This window comes from Pseudomonas sp. T8 (genome assembly GCF_024610635.1).
Lineage (GTDB): Bacteria > Pseudomonadota > Gammaproteobacteria > Pseudomonadales > Pseudomonadaceae > Aquipseudomonas > Aquipseudomonas chlororaphis_I.
Genome location: NZ_CP102374.1, coordinates 339,154 through 355,801, shown reverse-complemented (window position 1 = coordinate 355,801; position 16,648 = coordinate 339,154). Strand labels below are relative to the sequence as shown.

Annotated in this window: 14 protein-coding genes; 7 read left to right on the top strand and 7 right to left on the bottom strand. The window is 64.3% G+C overall.

The window, feature by feature from the left end:
- Positions 1-117 precede the first annotated feature (117 nt).
- The 5 genes from NRG23_RS01570 to NRG23_RS01550 all read left to right on the top strand — a co-directional run bounded on the left by NRG23_RS01570 (position 118) and on the right by NRG23_RS01550 (position 5,512).
- On the top strand, positions 118-807 hold the full coding sequence (locus tag NRG23_RS01570) for a LuxR C-terminal-related transcriptional regulator (protein WP_016703851.1): 690 nt from the start codon (positions 118-120) through the stop codon (positions 805-807).
- 91 nt (positions 808-898) lie between these two features.
- Complete coding sequence (locus NRG23_RS01565; protein ID WP_257373551.1) at positions 899-1,714, top strand: molybdenum cofactor biosynthesis F family protein; 816 nt, start codon at positions 899-901, stop codon at positions 1,712-1,714.
- A 210-nt stretch (positions 1,715-1,924) separates the two neighbouring features.
- Positions 1,925-3,307, top strand: coding sequence for an aspartate aminotransferase family protein (locus NRG23_RS01560; RefSeq protein WP_257373550.1), 1,383 nt, complete (start codon positions 1,925-1,927; stop codon positions 3,305-3,307).
- On the top strand, positions 3,304-4,068 hold the full coding sequence (locus NRG23_RS01555; RefSeq protein WP_016703848.1) for an SDR family oxidoreductase: 765 nt from the start codon (positions 3,304-3,306) through the stop codon (positions 4,066-4,068). The genes NRG23_RS01560 and NRG23_RS01555 overlap by 4 nt, the downstream gene beginning before the upstream one ends.
- A gap of 241 nt (positions 4,069-4,309) precedes the next feature.
- Positions 4,310-5,512: a CynX/NimT family MFS transporter gene (locus NRG23_RS01550; RefSeq protein WP_257373549.1), complete on the top strand. Its 1,203-nt coding sequence runs from the start codon at positions 4,310-4,312 to the stop codon at positions 5,510-5,512.
- Positions 5,513-5,557: 45 nt separating this feature from the next.
- Here the strand turns inward: NRG23_RS01550 and NRG23_RS01545 are convergent, their stop codons facing one another.
- From NRG23_RS01545 to NRG23_RS01530, 4 genes are read right to left on the bottom strand one after another with little or no spacing between them, the layout of a single operon-like run.
- Positions 5,558-6,652, bottom strand: a complete 1,095-nt coding sequence (locus NRG23_RS01545; RefSeq protein WP_028682607.1) for a polyamine ABC transporter substrate-binding protein — start codon at positions 6,650-6,652, stop codon at positions 5,558-5,560.
- Between the two features lie 47 nt (positions 6,653-6,699).
- Positions 6,700-7,041, bottom strand: coding sequence for a cupin domain-containing protein (locus NRG23_RS01540; RefSeq protein ID WP_009049235.1), 342 nt, complete (start codon positions 7,039-7,041; stop codon positions 6,700-6,702).
- 42 nt (positions 7,042-7,083) lie between these two features.
- Positions 7,084-8,490: an FAD-binding oxidoreductase gene (locus tag NRG23_RS01535; protein WP_257373548.1), complete on the bottom strand. Its 1,407-nt coding sequence runs from the start codon at positions 8,488-8,490 to the stop codon at positions 7,084-7,086.
- Between the two features lie 51 nt (positions 8,491-8,541).
- On the bottom strand, positions 8,542-9,357 hold the full coding sequence (locus tag NRG23_RS01530) for an AraC family transcriptional regulator (protein ID WP_038632706.1): 816 nt from the start codon (positions 9,355-9,357) through the stop codon (positions 8,542-8,544).
- A 278-nt stretch (positions 9,358-9,635) separates the two neighbouring features.
- Between NRG23_RS01530 and NRG23_RS01525 the strand changes: the two genes are divergently transcribed.
- Complete coding sequence (locus tag NRG23_RS01525) at positions 9,636-9,905, top strand: DUF1652 domain-containing protein (RefSeq protein WP_007924808.1); 270 nt, start codon at positions 9,636-9,638, stop codon at positions 9,903-9,905.
- A gap of 62 nt (positions 9,906-9,967) precedes the next feature.
- Here the strand turns inward: NRG23_RS01525 and NRG23_RS01520 are convergent, their stop codons facing one another.
- Entirely contained in the window at positions 9,968-12,427 is a 2,460-nt protein-coding gene (locus NRG23_RS01520; protein WP_257373547.1) for a UvrD-helicase domain-containing protein, read from the bottom strand.
- 277 nt (positions 12,428-12,704) lie between these two features.
- Here NRG23_RS01520 and NRG23_RS01515 point away from each other — a divergent pair, with 277 nt between their 5' ends.
- A complete protein-coding gene (locus tag NRG23_RS01515) occupies positions 12,705-13,400 on the top strand; it encodes a pirin family protein (RefSeq protein ID WP_009049239.1) in 696 nt (231 codons plus the stop codon).
- A gap of 204 nt (positions 13,401-13,604) precedes the next feature.
- Here the strand turns inward: NRG23_RS01515 and pgm are convergent, their stop codons facing one another.
- Both pgm and NRG23_RS01505 read right to left on the bottom strand, forming a co-directional pair.
- A complete protein-coding gene (gene pgm / locus NRG23_RS01510; RefSeq protein ID WP_096374424.1) occupies positions 13,605-15,248 on the bottom strand; it encodes a phosphoglucomutase (alpha-D-glucose-1,6-bisphosphate-dependent) in 1,644 nt (547 codons plus the stop codon).
- A gap of 237 nt (positions 15,249-15,485) precedes the next feature.
- The gene (locus tag NRG23_RS01505; RefSeq protein WP_124340269.1) at positions 15,486-16,508 is read right to left on the bottom strand and encodes a zinc-dependent alcohol dehydrogenase family protein; all 1,023 of its coding nucleotides are present in this window, start codon (positions 16,506-16,508) and stop codon (positions 15,486-15,488) included.
- Positions 16,509-16,648: the final 140 nt, after the last annotated feature.

Here is a 16,648-nt window from a genome sequence, read left to right as displayed (position 1 = left end):
GGAAAACCGGCCGGATCGAGCGGACGGCAATCCCGACAATGTCCATACTGCATCGCGACTTGCCCGCTTCTTCTGCCCATTGACGCGAAGCCGTCAGTATTCGCCAGGAGCCCTTCGATGATCAGTACCCATAGCCTCAACAGCCCCCTGCCCAACGCCCATGAACTCGGCCAGCGCTGCATCGGCGCCTTTACCCGGGTGGTGCCAGCGACCCTGTGCGCCTTCTACCGCATCGACGCGCAGCTGCAGGCTGAGCATTTCTCGCTGTACCACATGAGCCAGCAGATGCATGAGGCCTACCTGCAACGCTACCGCCACTACGACCCACTGCGCCCGCGCAACTGCGTGGCGGCGGGCCGCCCGGTGCTGTCGCTGCACATGGGCATGGCCCAGCAGGGTCGGCATGAAACCGAGGTTTACCAGGGCTTCCTGCAACGCCATGGGGTGCTGGATGTGGTGGAGATCCTCGCGCGCAATGCCAGCGGCAGCCCGATCGCCGGCCTGTCCCTGCTGCGCGACGCCAGCCTGGGCCCGTTCCAACCTGACGAACTGAGCACCCTGCATGTGCTGCAAGGCCTGCTGGAAATCGCCGCCCAGGCGCCCTATTCGCGCCACGACGAACGCCTGGAGGCCCTCACGCCCCGGGAGCGGCAGATCGCCTGGCTGCTGCGCGACGGCGCCTGCAACAAGACCATCGCCCAGCAACTGGCGCTGGGCCTGCCGACGGTCAAGACCCACCTGATCAACCTGTTCCGCAAGGTCGGGGTGAACAACCGCACCGAGCTGGTGAGCGCGCTGTTCCTGTAAAAAACCGTCGCGCCTCAACCATTCGGTTGATGGGCAACAAGGGCTTGCACGCTGAACATGAGGTTCTCCTTCATCGACAAGAACCGCCCTCATGAACCTGCAACCCGAATGGATTACCGTTGGCGCCCTGGCCGAAGGCTTTGCCGCCGACAACCATGTCCTGCCCAGCCTGGATGACCTCAACGGCCGCAGCCTGACCCTGCATTTCGCCAACGGCTGGCGCATCGAACACCTGTTCGGCTCACAGACGCTGCATTGGCGGGACGCTGCAAGCGACGCCCGCGGCGAGGCTGTTTATCGAGCCACTTCAATACGTTCCGGCATTTACCTGGTGGACTTTCTCAAGTCGGAGAACGGCCAGGTCCACTCGGTGAGCCTGATCCTCGACCTGGGTAGGAACCTCTTCACCGCGGTGATCGGGCAGATGCCAAGCCAGGCCGAGACCCGGGTCGATCTGTTCAGCCGCGCCCTGTCCGGCCGCGAGCTGACCAGCGTCCAGGCGCAGTTCATCCATGGCAGCATCGACGCACCGCACAGCGCCAGCAACGCGCAACACGCGCAGACCGAAGAGCTGGTCGGCTTGCGCAACCAGTACATCTACAGCGCCACCGAGGCCTACGAGCACGTCTACCTGAACCGCAACTTCTACAGCTGGCAGTGCCTCAAGGGCGTCGAACAGGGCCTGGCGGACACCGACCGCTGCCATTGCTACAAGATCGCCGAACAGCTGTACCTGTTCGTCTGGCGCGAAAAGATCGTGCCGACCCTGGGCCTGGTGCTGATCGACCTACAAGCGGGCAGGACCGACGGCAAGATCTTCGGTTACCAGGGCAGCGACTTCGCCACCCCCAGCAACTTCCCGGTAGGCGCCCTCGCCCATGTGCTGAACCGCACCGATTACACCTGATGCCGACCTGTAGCCGCCTGTAGCCGCTGCCGAGCGACAGCGAGGCTGCGATCGGCAACGCAGTTGCCGCGAAACCTGCGCTTGCGGTGCGTCAGGCGGAACGCGTTGCCCGGATTGCGCCCGCTGCGCGGTCGATCGCAGCCTCGCTATAGCTCGGCAGCGGCTACCCAGGCCCCGCCTTCCTCCTCTAAATCCCACAGGACTCCAATCATGACCCTCGGCCTCAATCTCGACCGCGTCGCCAGCCGTTACCAATCCGAGCTGCAACTGTTCGCCGAACGCCACCCGCGCTCCGCCGGCTTCTACCGGGAAAACCTCAAGCACTGGCTGTACGGCGCGCCGCTGCACTGGATGCAGCAATGGCCGGGGCTGTACCCGATCCTGGTGGCCGACGCCCAGGGCGCGACGCTGACCGACTGCGACGGCAACCGCTACGTCGACTTCGCCCTGGGCGACACCGGCGCCATGTTCGGCCATGGCCAGCCCGCCGTGGCCGACGCCATCGCCCATCAGGCCCGGCACGGCTCGACCCTGATGCTGCCGACCGCCGACAGCCTGTGGGTCGGCGAGGAACTGGTACGGCGCTTCGGCCTGCCGTTCTGGCAGGTCACCACCTCCGCCACCGACGCCAACCGTTTCGTGCTGCGCCTGTGCCGGATGATCACCGGCCGGGAGAAAGTGCTGGTGTTCAACTGCAACTACCACGGCAGCGTCGACGAGTCCCAGGTCGAGTTCGACGCCGACGGCCAGATGATTCCCCGCGAAGGCGTGCACGCCAATGGCCTGCGGCACGACGCCACCACCCGGCTGGTGGAGTTCAACGACCTGCCGGCACTGGAGGCGGCACTGGCCCATGGCGATGTGGCCGCGGTGCTGACCGAGCCCTTCATGACCAACGTCGGCATGGTCCCGCCTGCCCCCGGCTTCCACGATGGTTTGCGCGAGCTGACCCGGCGTTTCGATGTGCCGCTGATCATCGACGAAACCCACACCATCTCCTGCGGCCCGGCCGGCTACAGCGGCGAACACGGCCTGCAACCGGACTTCTTCGTGCTCGGCAAATGCATCGCCGGCGGCATCCCCACCGCTGTCTGGGGGACCAGCCAGGCCATGGCCGAGCGCATCTGGCAGGTGCTGCCGCACTTCCAGCCCGGGCAGGCGATCAACCACTTCGGCTTCGGCGGCACCCTGGCCGGCAACGCCCTGCAGATGGCGGCCATGCGCGCCACCTTCAGCGAGGTCATGAGCGAAGCCAACTACGCGCACATGATCGCCCTGGCCGAGCGCCTGCGGGCCGGGGTCCAGGCGCTGATCGCCAAGCACCGCCTGCCCTGGCACGTAACGCGGATCGGCGCCCGGGTCGAATACCTGTTCATGGACCACGCGCCGCGCAACGGCGGCGAAGCCCACCATGCCCGTCATGGCCTGATCGAGGCCTACCTGCATCTCTACCTGCTCAACCGCGGGGTGTTGCTGACCCCGTTCCACAACATGGCGCTGCTGTGCCCGGCGGCCACCAGCGACGACGTCGACCTGCACAACCGTCTGCTGGACGAATGCCTGGGCACCGTCACTCAAGGAGAAAACCCATGATGCTCGACCTCACCGGCCGTATCGCCCTGGTCACCGGCTCCGGCCAAGGCATTGGCCGCGCCATCGCGCAAGTCTTCGCCGCCCAGGGCGCCAAGGTAATGCTCGCCACCCGCAGCGAAGCCTCGGGCACCGAGACCCTGCGCCTGATCCGCGAAGCCGGCGGCAGCGCCGAGCTGCTGACCGTGGACCTGAGCACCCGGGCCGCGGCCAACCAGGCGGTAGCCGCCACCCTCAGGACCTTTGGCGGGCTGGACCTGCTGGTGCACAACGCCGCGGTGTTTCCGATGGAGAACCTGCGCGACCTGAGGGACGAAATCCTCGAATCGACCCTGGCGGTGAACCTCAAGAGCTGTTTCTGGCTGACCCAGGCGGCGCTGCCGGCGTTGTGCCGGGCCGAACACCCGCGCATCGTCATCACCTCTTCGGTGACCGGGCCGCGCACGGCGATTCCCGGGCTGTCCCACTACGCCGCGTCCAAGGCCGGGGTCAACGGCTTCATCCGCGCGGCGGCCCTGGAACTGGCCGAACACCGGATCACCGTCAATGGCGTCGAACCCGGCCTGATCGCCACCCAGGCCATGGCCAACCTTGGCGATTGCGCGGCCCTGGCCAGGGGCATCCCGCTCAAGCGCCTGGGCAGCCCGCAGGACATCGCCCACGCCATGCTGTTTCTCGCGTCCGAACAGGCCGGCTATATCACCGGGCAGACCCTGATCGTCGATGGTGGCGCCCTGCTGCCGGAAAACACCCAGTTCACCTGAAGCCTGACGCCTCACCCACGGCGCCCGCCCGGGCGCCGGCACTATCACCGCCCCGCTTCTGGCACCGTTCCGCCCGGGCGTTGCGCCCAGCGGGATCGGCCGCCGAATGACTTCATGGACAGAACGCAACATCCCGTTTTTGTCGATTGACTTGAAGTCAACTTTAACTTTTACAGTCAGCTCCGACCCAGTGGCGCGCCGCACCCCGACCATCCTCGCGCGCCTGCCTTTGGAGAAGCCCATGACCTCAACCAAGCCAGACACCTTCAGCTACGCCGTTGCCGATACCAGGTATTGGCCCGCGGTGTTCAATGTGCTGTTTGCCGGGATTGCCGCGGCGCTGCATATCGGCAAGGCCACCATCGCCCTGCCCGAGTTGCAACAGGAGTTCGGCCGCTCCCTGGAGTCCCTGAGCTGGGTCATGTCGGCCTTCCCCTTGGTCGGGGTGTTTGGCGGCATCGCCGCCGGCATCCTTGTGCAGCGCTGGGGCGACCGTTATCTGCTGGCCCTCGGCCTGCTGATCATGTGCGCCGCCAGCGCATTGGGTGCCAGCCTGCATGACTTCCACGGGCTGCTGGCCACGCGTTTTGTCGAAGGCCTGGGGTTCGTCATGGTGGTGGTCGCGGCACCGGCGGTGCTCAACCGCCTGGTCCCGGCGCACAAACGCAATCTGGTGTTCGGCATCTGGAGCACCTTCATGGCGTTCGGTATCGGCACCTCGATGCTTATCGGGCCATTGCTGGGGGGCTGGCAACAGGGCTGGATCGCGGGCGCGGCCCTTACCTTGCTGGCGGCCCTGCTGTTGCCGCTGACCACACCGAGGGACCCGCTGGCGCTGCGCCACCAACCGCAATCTGGCTTGCGCCACTCCCTGAGCAGCGTGCTGCGCGCCCGCCAGCCGCTGCTGATGGCGCTGATGTTCACCGCCTACAACCTGCAGTTCTTCGCGGTGATGGCCTTCCTGCCGGTGTTCCTCATGCAGCGCGTCGGGCTGTCGATCACCAGCGCCGGGCTGGTCAGCGCCGCGGTGGTGGCGGTCAATATCATCGGCAACATCGGCGCCGGCCTGCTGCTGTCACGCGGCGTCCGCCCGCAAGTCCTGCTTGCCGGCACCAGTATCGTCATGGGGCTTTCCGGGATGGGCATCTTCCTCGCGGCCACGCCGACCGATCTGGTGATCCCCTTGTGTTTCTTCTTTTGCGCGGTGGCCGGCATGCTCCCCGCCACTATCCTCGCCAGCACCTCGCTGACTTCGCCGCAGCCCGCACTGGTCCCGCTGTGCCTGGGCCTGGTGATGCAAGGCAACTACCTGGGCCAGGTGCTCGCGCCCATCGCCCTGAGTGCCGTCGTCGCCTACGCCGGTTGGTCCGCCCCGGCGGCGCTGGTGCTGGCCGCCGCGCTGCTGGGCATGGTGCTGGCGATGGGACTGAAGATAACGCAATAAAGGCAGCGCTCCCCGGTCGCCAGATCGGGGAGCGCTGCCGATGCCTCAGCTACCGGTACGGATCTTGTTCCACACCCGGGTGCGGATCCGGTCGATATTCAGCGGCATGGCTTCCAGAGCGAACAGCTTGCCCATCATGTCCGGGCTCGGGTAGACCTTGGTGTCGCTCTTGATGGCCGGGTCGACCAGGCTGTCGGCCTGCTCGTTGCCGTTGGCGTAGTGCACATGGTTGGTGATCTCGGCCATCACCTCCGGGCGCAGCAGGTAGTTCATGTAGGCGTACCCGGCCTTTTCGTCCGGCGCGTCGTTGGGCATGGCCACCATGTCGAACCAGATCGGCGCGCCTTCCTTGGGAATCGCATAACCGATTTCCACGCCGTTCTTGGCTTCCTTGGCCCGGCTATCGGCTTGCAGCACATCGCCGGAGAAGCCCACCGCTACGCAAATATCGCCATTGGCCAGGTCGCCGGTGTACTTGGAGGAATGGAAGTAGCTGACGTAAGGCCGGATCTTCAGCAGCAACGCTTCGGCCTTCTTGTAGTCCTCGGGGTTCTTGCTGTGGTGCGGCAGGCCCAGGTAATTCAGCGCCGCCGGCAGCAGCTCGGGGCCGTTGTCGAGGATCGCCACCCCGCACTTCTGCAGCTTCTGCATGTATTCGGGCTTGAAGATCAGGTCCCAGGAATCCACCGGCGCGTTGTCCCCCAGCACCGCCTTGACCTTGGCGACGTTGTAGCCGATCCCGGTACTGCCCCAGAGGTACGGGAAGCCGTGCTCGTTGCCCGGGTCGTTGGTCTGCAAGGCCTCGAGCAGCACCGGATTGAGGTTCTTCCAGCTCGGCAACTGGCTCTTGTCGAGTTTCTTCAGCGCCCCGCCCTCGATCTGCCGGGCCATGAAGTGGTTGGAGGGAAACACCACGTCATAACCGGAGCGGCCGGTCATCAGCTTGCCGTCCAGGGTTTCGTTGCTGTCGTAGACGTCGTAGCTGAAACCGATGCCGGTTTCCTTCTGGAAGTTCTTCAGGGTGTCCGGGGCGATGTAGCTCGACCAGTTGTAGATCTTCACGGTCTCGGCCGCCTGGCTAAAGGAAGCCACCAGCAGCAACGGCACGCACAGCGATAAAGCCGGTTTTTTACGGATCATGGGGCGATTCCTGTGTGGGTTGTTTTTATTGGCAGGCAATCAAAGGATCAGAAAATCAACACATAGGTCTTGCGCACGGTTTCCTGGATGTCCCAGGTCCCGGTGCTGTTGGCCGGCAACATCAGTGCATCGCCGGCTTCTATAAGCAGGGGTTCGCCGTTGTCCGGAGTGAAGGTGCAACGCCCCTGGATGAAATGGCAGAACTCCTGCGCAACGATCTGCCGCCGCCAGCGCCCGGGCGTGCACTCCCAGATGCCGGTTTCGACGCCGTCGTTGCGCTCGACGCAGGTCACCGAAGTCACGGCGACCGGGCTGCCCAGGGGCACGGCCACCGGTGCCGACTGCTCCAGGGTGGCGTGAGCGGTGTTCTTGAATTGAGTGATGCTCATGGCGTTACCTGTCGATGGAAAAACCGCTGTAAAAAACCTGGCTCAGTGCATCAACCCTTCCATGAAACCCGCCACCCGGCTGACCAGCCGGCGGCGCCAGGGCGGCGTGGCCGGGTTGGCCAGGGTCTGGTCTTCATGGACGAAGCTGCGAATGATCGCGTTGTAGCCCAGCCAGCGGCACGGCTCCGGCTCCCAGGCGCGCAAGGCGTCGAGGCCGCCCTCGGGGATCACCCAGGGCTGGCGGGTCAGCTCGCTGTCGCGCTCGAGAATCAGCTCGGCCAGGGTCCGCCCGCCCAGGTTGCTGGCGCCCACGCCTTCGCCGCCGTAGCCGCCGGACAAGGCGATGCCGTGCCGGCGGTCGCAGAGCATGTGCGGCCGGAAGTGCCGCGACATGCCCAGGTTGCCGCCCCAGGAATGGGTGATCCGCACGTTTTTCAGCTGCGGGAAAAGCTCGCTGAACAGGTAGCGCCGCAGCTCGACTTCGCTGCGGGTCAGGTCGAAGTCGTGGCGCAGCTTGCCGGCGAACTGGTAGCCGCCGCGGGCGCCGAACACCAGGCGGTTATCCGCGGTGCGCTGGCCGTAGGTGACCTGGCGGCTGCTTTCGCTGAACGCCTGGCCCTGGCTCAGGCCGATCTCGTCCCAGGTCGCGGCTGGCAAGGGCTCGGTGGCCACCAGCAGGCTTTGCACCGGCAGCTGGTAACGGCCCAGGGGCGGCAGGGTTACCGAATAGCCCTCCACCGCCGGCACTATCCAGCGGCAACGCACGCTGGCCGTGGCGGTTTGCAGGCTGCCGGACTGCCAGTGGCTGACCGGGCTGTTTTCGTAGATGGGCACGCCCAGGCGCTCCACGGCGCGCGCCAGGCCACGCACCAGCTTGGCCGGCTGGATGGTCGCGCAATGGGGCGCGTAGATGCCGCCGTAGGCCTTGGCCACGCGGATCTGCCGGGCCAGTTGCTCGGGGCTCAGCCAGCGGTAGTCGCGCTCGTCGAGGCCCTGGCGGTAGAGCTTGTCCAGGTAGCGGCGCTGAGTGACTTCCTGCTCGGGGTAACGCGCGGCGCAGTACAGCACCCCGCCCTTGCGGTAATCGCAGTCGATGCCTTCACGCTCGAGGACGCTGGCCACTTCATCGGGAATGCCGTGCAGCAGGTCGAAGGAGGCGCGGCGCTGCTGCGCGCTGAGCCCGGCCAGCAGCCGGTCCTCCCCCAGCAGGTTGCCCATCAGCCAGCCGCCGTTGCGCCCGGAGGCACCGAAGCCGGCGGTCTGCGCCTCGACGATGGCGATGTTCAGGGTCGGCGCCAGGCGCTTGAGGTAATAGGCGGTCCACAGCCCGGTATAACCGGCGCCGATGATCGCCACGTCGACATCCAGGTCCTGCTCCAGCGACGGCCGGGCCAGCAGCGGCTCGTCGAGCTGATCCATCCATAAACTGATGTTGCGCCACGCTGGCATACACGCACTCCGCCACCCGAACTTCGAATGCGGCGATCCTAGTGCCTGGGCTCAGGGGCTGTCTTGCGCGCGTGCACGCAAAGAAATTTGCTTGGCATAAGCCTTGGGCGACAGGCCGGTGTGCTGGCGGAAACAGCTGTAGAACGCCGACAGCGAATTGAAGCCGGCGGCGAACGCCAACTCATCGATACGCACCGGCGGCGCGGCCTGGTCCAGCGCCGCCAGCAAATGTTGCAGGCGTGCCTGGTTCACGTAGCGGTAGAAACTCTGCCCCAGCACCTGGTTGAGCAGGTAGGAGATCTGGTTGCGACTGTAGCCGCACTCCTTCGCCACCCGCTGCAGGTCCAGCTCCGGGTCGAGGTACGGCTGCTGGCGCTCGAAGTACTGCTGCAGGTCCTCGGCCATGAAGCTCAGCTGGCGCGGCGACAGGCCCAGGCGGCTGGCCGCCGGCCGCGCGCCGCCACCGGCCTTGCTCAGCGCCGCCTCGCGCACCAGGGAAGCGTATTCGTTGACGCGCCAGATCAGGCCGTCGCGCACGGTGATCGCCTCGCTGGCGCGAAACGACACCAGGCCCTGCCCGCCGCGCAGGGTCACCTGGTATTGAATGAACGCGGTATTGCCGTCCAGGCGGATGCGGTCACTGTGCTCCAGGGCCTCGTCGGGCGCGCGCGGCATGCTGTTGCGCACGTATTCGCGCAACTCGTCCAGGCCCAGGGTGCGGTTCTGGAAAAAGTCGTTGTATTGGATTTCCGGGTGATACAGCGCCATGACGCCATCGAGGTCGCGGTGCTTCCAGCACAGGTGATAGCGCAGCACCGTCTCGCCGGTGGCCTGGGTTTGCGCCGGGCCATCATCAAGGGCAGACATTAAGGTACTCGGGGGACGGAAAGGCGCAGCTTGCCGAAGTTCGTCCAGCGCTTCAATGGCCAATGCATGGCCCCTGGATACTGGCGTTTTGCCTAAACCGCTAGCGGAAATGACCTGCATCAAAAAAGTGCAAGGCAATTGCCAAACGGCCTGAAAAAAAGCCGTTGAATGTCATATCCCGGTGCTATTTTTAAAAGCTCCACAGGTTGGTCCATTGACGGTCCTTCCATACCTACCGCGAGCACAAGGAAGCGCTCAATGAACAAGGTGGGCAATCCATGAATAGAGTCTCCGCCAGCAAAGTCACCTTTCCCAACGCCTGCCAGCTGATGCGCTGGCATTTTCACCCCATGGGCTTCGAGGCCAGCATGGATGCACCCGGCAGCATGATCGCCCGGCTCTTCGATCGTGCCAGCGGCGAGACCATGATCGCCATTGCCGGCATCCCCTGCGCCACTGTGATGAACGCCACCGATGTCGAACGAATAATCGAGGCGGTGGAAGACGAGCTGGAGGCCTTCATGCCGCCACTCGCCTTGAAAGCCTAGGGCTACTCTCTTTTCTTGACCCGCCCCAGGTTGCCCTCAAGCCCGCCGTTGCGCGGGCTTTTTCATGCCCGCAGGTCGGCGAAGAACGGCTTGCCCTGGGGAATCCGGTCCGACGCCTTGGGCGCATTGGCCGCCTGGGTGTCCGGGCTGTCCACATACCAGTAGCAATGTTTCACCGCCCGGGTGATGCCGACATAGGCCAGGCGCAGGGTCTCGTCCTTCTGCGCATTGTCATAGGGCTCACTGTCGCCATCCTTGCCCAGCCCGGCCATGCGATAGACCTGGTTCTTGTAGGGCGAACTGGTCAGGTGCTGGCAGTCACCGAGCAGGAACACCGCATCCGCCTGCAAGCCCTTGGAGCTGTGGTAGGTCAGCTGTTTGAGGCGTCGCTCTTCCGCCGGAAACCTAGAATCAACATTAACTATTGGTAAAATATATTCTTCTATCAATAACTTATCGCTACTTTTTCGAAATAGCATCAAGATTGAATCACCGTTGCGATAGTGCTCCGCCAGCCGCGCCGCCAGCCCCTGGTCGTCGCGGTCCAGCACATTCACCGGCAACACTTCCTTGGGTTCGCCGCTGGCCTTGGCCTTCTTCCCGGCAATCGCCGGTGCCGCGCGGACGATATGTTCCGCCGCGTCGATGATGTGCTGATGGCTGCGATAGTTCTCGCTGAGCATCACCCGGCTGGTCGCTGGCGACGGGAATTCCTTGTTGAACTCCATGAAGTACTTCGGCGAACTGCCACGCCAGCCGTAGATCGACTGCCAGTCATCCCCCACGCAGAGCAACGAAGAGCGCTGCGCCCCGCGACCGACATGCATCGCCGGCCCGCGACTGCGGATCTCGCGCAGGCTGGCGCGAATCCACGAGACGATCTGCGGCGAGACGTCCTGGAATTCGTCGATCATCAGGTGCGACATCGGCCGCAGTCGCTCATCGCTGAGCAGCTTGAAGTTCTCCGGGGTGTTCTCGCCGAACAGCGAGAACATGCGGTTGTAGCTCATGATCGGCGGCGACTGGTCGAGCAGATGGTCGTCCAGCGCCCGCCAGAACAGGCTCAAGGCCTCGAAGAAGTAGCGATCCGGGTCGTCCTGGGGGAAAACCATCTGGCCTACGGCCACCGACACATCCAGCCCGAGGTTCTCGATAAACCCGGCCGCGGCGACAAAACAGTCCAGCAGCGGCGCCGAAGCCAGCTCGCCCTTGACCTTGTAATCGAAGCCCGGCCCGGCAGTGGCGTCGCCGGCCAGGGACGACAAAACTCGCTTTGCCGAATCGTAACTATCCAGCCAAATCACAGGCTTACGACAGAAAGCTTGAAACAGGGTGCGTTTTACCGCCCACTCCGCACGTACCGAAAGCTTCGATCCGGGGCGACTCAGCTGCGGGTTTTCCCGAGGATCGAACCCCAGCACCACCCAGGCATCCAGCTCGGCGATGTAGCCATGGCAGTGGAACTGCGAGCCGTTGATCTCCACCGTCTGCCGGTTCGGCTCGATGCCCTTGATCGGCCAGGCCCCGGCGCGAAACCACAGGTCTTCCAGGGTATCGCACAGCTCTTCATCGCGCTTGGCCGCCAGTTCGGTCACGGCCATGCGTTTTTGCACGTCCGGGTGATCGCGTTCCAGTTCCTTGAGTTGCAGGGCGTGGCGCAGCAACGGCTTGATCGCCTCGCGGAAACGCCCGTCGCGCCGATGCAAGGCGTGATAACAGGCATTCAGGTGCTTGCGCTGGGCGTCGTTGATCCGCAGATCGAAGGGATTGCTGTCGACCTCCAGATCCCCCGCCGCCGGGCGATCGCTGAGGTTCTCGAACGCCTGCAGGCGCTCGAAGCCCGGCAGGCTGCGGACCATCGGCAGGATGCGCGAGTGGAAGGTGCGCACCAGTTCCCGCGCCTCCTTGAGCCCCAGGGGCCGGCCCCAGAGCGCGAACACCTCCATCAACTTGTTGATGAAGTCCTTGCGCGACTCGCGGGTGAAGGTCACCACGGTCATCGAGTCGAGCTCGAAGCCCAGGTAATGATTGAGCAGCAGGATGCGCAGGACCAGAGAGGTCGACTTGCCCGCGCCCGCGCCGGCAATCACCGAGGTCGACGGGGTTTCGCTGAAGATCATCTTCCATTGCGCGCTGCTGGGCTGGGCATGGGCCGGCAGCAGGCGGCCAACGTCGGCCTTGATGCGTTTCTTCAGCTCGGCGCTCAGCGGCAGGCGCCAGTCGTCGAACAGATGATCGTCGACGCCGGGCGCCGGATGCTCGGTGGAGCGGCTGTCGCGAATCAGCAATACCTGACGGCCCTGCTCCAGGCCTTCGGCCTTGCCCTCCTGGTAACCGTACTCCACCCCGGCGGTGTGCCCGCTGCGAAAGCCATCCGCCTGGCCGTGCAACCAGGACGCGCGATGCTGGGCGCGCAGGCGGCTGAGGCCGTGACCGAAGAACCTGGCCGCCAAGCGCTTGAGCAGCGGCATTTCGGCCAGGGGCAAGAGTTCGGGAGGAAGATCGGGGGTGTGTTGCGGCACGCTGACTCCAGGGTGTGAGGCTGTGTGGGGCGGTATGGTCGCTTCATTCGTCGATGACTTCTAGTGAAATGCTTACAGGTCATTCACTTAAGATCCGAACTGAATGTATGAAAGCAGAAGAAACACTGCCAAATATATCTATTTATTAGATCGGATTGCGGCATTTTTTGCGCTTTTTATCGATGTTTGGCTGATGGATGATGGGCGCCATCAATCACCGGTCTCGTTCTGCGGCTCTACCAAGACGCCCCATGACGAACCCTGACAGGAGACGATCATGCTTGAACTCAGACCCTTCAAATCCCTGGGCGGCGCCCATCATGGCTGGTTGGATGCCCACCACCACTTTTCGTTCGCCGAGTACTACGACCCCAAACGCATGAACTGGGGCAACCTGCGCGTGTGGAACGACGACGTGATCGCCCCCGGCAGCGGTTTCCCGCAGCACCCGCACCGGGATATGGAGATCATCACCTACGTCCGTGAAGGCGCGATTACCCACCAGGACAACCTGGGCAACAAGGGCCGTACCGAGGCTGGCGACGTGCAGGTGATGAGCGCCGGCACCGGGATCGCCCACAGCGAATACAACCTGGAAGCCGGCGCAACCAAGATCTTCCAGATCTGGATCATCCCCAACGAGGCCGGCTCCGCGCCGTCCTGGGGCGCCAAGCCGTTCCCCAAAGGCCAGCGCGAGGGTTTCGTGACCCTGGCCAGCGGCAAGCAAGGCGATGACCAGAGCCTGCGGATCCGTGCCGATGCGCGGCTGGTGGCCGCCAACCTGAAGGCTGGCGAGTCCGCCGAGTACTCGCTGGACAACGGGCGCCGGGCCTACCTGGTGCCGGCGACCGGGGTGATTGAAGTCAATGGCTTGCGCGCCGAAGCTCGAGACGGTGTCGCGGTCGAGGATGAACGCCTGCTGCGGGTCACCGCCATCGAGGACAGCGAAATCGTCCTGGTGGACCTGGCTTGAGACAGCGAAGAAACGGTCGGCTTCTGTAGGAGCGAAGCTTGCTCGCGATGGGCGGCAAAGCCGCCCTTTCCGTTCTAGCTGAAGATCGTTGTCGCCCAAACGGCAGCCATCGCGGGCAAACCTCGCGCCTACAAGACACAGCAGCAATAAAAAGGGGCGACCGCTTGGTCGCCCCTTTTTTGTCTGCCGCGAAACGCCGCTGGATCAACCGCTGATCGCGCCGTCCACCAGGGTCTGCGCTTCCTGCACCAGCTGCTTCAGGTGCTCGTCGCCGATAAAGCTCTCGGCGTAGATCTTGTAGATGTCTTCGGTGCCCGATGGACGCGCGGCGAACCAGCCGTTCTCGGTCATGACCTTGAGGCCGCCGATCGCCTGGTCGTTACCCGGCGCATGGCTGAGGATCTGCTGGATGCTTTCGCCGGCCAGCTGGGTCGAAGTCACCTGCTGCGGCGACAGCTTGCTCAGCAGCGCTTTCTGCTGCGGGTTGGCCTTGGCATCGACGCGCACCGAGAACGGCTCGCCCAACTCGTCGCACAAGGCGCGGTAGGCCTGGTTCGGGTCGCGACCGGTGCGGGCGGTCATTTCCGCGGCCAGCAGGGCCGGGATCAGGCCGTCCTTGTCGGTGCTCCAGACACCGCCGTCCTTGCGCAGGAACGAAGCGCCAGCGCTTTCTTCACCGCCAAAGCCCAGGGAGCCGTCGAACAGGCCGTCGGCGAACCACTTGAAGCCCACCGGCACTTCGTACAGGCGACGGCCCAGGCGCGCGGCCACGCGGTCGATCAGGCCACTGCTGACCACGGTCTTGCCCACGGCCGCGTCGGCGCGCCATTGCGGGCGGTTCTGGAACAGGTAGTCGATGGCCACCGCCAGGTAATTGTTCGGCGCCAGCAGGCCGCCAGTCGGGGTCACGATACCGTGGCGGTCGTGGTCCGGATCGCAGCCGAAAGCCACGTCGAAACGATTCTTCAGGCCGATCAGGCCCTGCATCGCATAGCTGGACGACGGGTCCATGCGGATCTGGCCATCCCAGTCGACGGACATGAAACGGAAAGTCGCATCGACTTCCTTGTTGACCACCTCCAGGTCGAGGCGATAGTGCTCGGCAATCGCCGACCAGTAGCGCACCCCTGCTCCGCCCAGCGGATCGACGCCCAGGCGCAGCTTGGCGTTGCGGATGGCATCCAGGTCGATGACGTTGATCAGGTCGGCGACGTAGCTGTTGACGTAGTCATGACGATGGGTGGTGTCGGCTTTCAGCGCCTGCTCGTAGCTGATGCGCTTCACACCGGCCAGTTTGTTGGCCAGCAGTTCGTTGGCCTTGGCTTCGATCCACTTGGTGATGTGGGTGTCGGCCGGGCCGCCGTTGGTAGGGTTGTACTTGTAGCCACCGCTTTGTGGCGGGTTGTGCGACGGGGTGATCACGATGCCGTCGGCCAGGCCGCTGGTGCGACCACGGTTGTAGCAGAGAATCGCATGGGACACCGCCGGCGTCGGGGTGTACTCGTCGCCCGCGGCGATCATCACGGTCACGCCGTTGGCGGCCAGCACTTCCAGGGCGCTGGCGCCAGCCGGGGTGGACAGCGCGTGAGTGTCGATGCCGACAAACAGCGGGCCATCGATGCCCTGGGCCTGGCGATACAGACAGATCGCCTGGCTGATGGCCAGGACGTGCCATTCGTTGAAACTCAGATCGAACGAGCTGCCACGATGCCCCGAGGTGCCGAAGGCGACCCGCTGGGTAGGGATGGCGGCATCGGGCTGGCCGGTGTAGTAGGCCGTTACCAGTCGCGGAAGATCGACCAGCAATTCTGTCGGTGCCGGTTTGCCCGCAAAAGGACTGAGTGTCATGCAAAACCTCGGGAAATGGATGGTTCGGTGAGTGCTGCGCAGTTTACTGGCAGTTTGACCGCAACGCGATGGGATCTATCCGTGGCGGCTCGCACAATAGGCAGCTATGGCCAGCTTGATACAGGCCATGGTCGGCAGCTGCGCGCAAGCCTCTCAGGATCGAGGCAAGAATAAAGAAGGGAGTGACCGCAAAGACAGAAACGCCAGAGTGCGCGATGGCGAACCCTGGCGTCAGGATCAGGCCGGTTCGACCTGCAGTGCGACCCGTTCGCGACAAGGACATTCATCCATGTAGCGGTGGGCTTCGACGAACTCGTTGAACGGGAAGACCCGGGTCTTCAGCGGCAGCAGCACACGGTCCGCCGTCAGCTGGTTGATGTCGCGCAAGGCGCGCTGCAAGGCCACCTGGTCCTGGATGATGCCCAGCTCGGGCTTGCCGGTGAAGTTGCCGATGCAGTGCACGAAGAACTGGATGTTCTTCTGGAACGCCGCGCAGGCCGGGAACGGTGTCTGGTTGCCGCCTTGCAGGCCATACAGCACCAGGCTGCCGCGCGGCGCCAGGACGTCGCCGAGCATCGACATCTGCGGACCTCCCAGGCCATCGAACACCACGTCGACACCACGGTTGTCGGTGTATTTGTTGATCTGCATGAGCAGGTCCTGCTCTTCGGTGACGATGACTTTCTCGGCACCCAGGGACAGCAGGTACTCACGCTCTTCAGCGGTCTTGGTCGCGGCAATCACCCGCACCCCGAGCGCCTTGCCCAGCTGGACAAAGGACGGACCGGCGCAGTGGCTGGCATCGGTAACCAGGGCGAACTGCCCGGGCTTGACCCGCGCCAGGTCGACATAGGCAAAGTAGGCCACCAGCAGCGGCGTGTAATGCACCGCCGCTTCGATCGGGCTGAGCACATCGGGATAGCGGGTCAGCGCCGAGCGTGGCAGGACAATCAGTTCGCCGTAGACCGGATAATCGTTCGGGCTTTCGGCCGGGAAGCTGGCCACCTGGTCGCCCACGGCCAGGTCGTCGACACCTTCGCCGACCGCGGTCACCACGCCGGCCATCTCATGGCCAAGGCCGGAAGGCAGGCGGGCATGGGAGGACGCCAGGTTCTGGCGCCAGAGCACGTCGTACCAACTGATGCCGATCGCTTCGACACGCACCTGCACTTCGCCTGGCGCAGGCAGAGCGGCCGCATGCTCTTCGCACTTGAGCACCTCGGCCGGACCAAACTTGTGAAAACGGATCGTGCGGGACATCGCAAACCTCGTCAAAGTAACCTCTAATGCCCTGAACTCTATCTGGGCTTTCTGGCCAAGACCATCAGTGGCTATTAATAGTCGACATGCCTGTCATTGATTCCGCAGCACCTGCAACAACGATAAACAGCGTGCCAGAG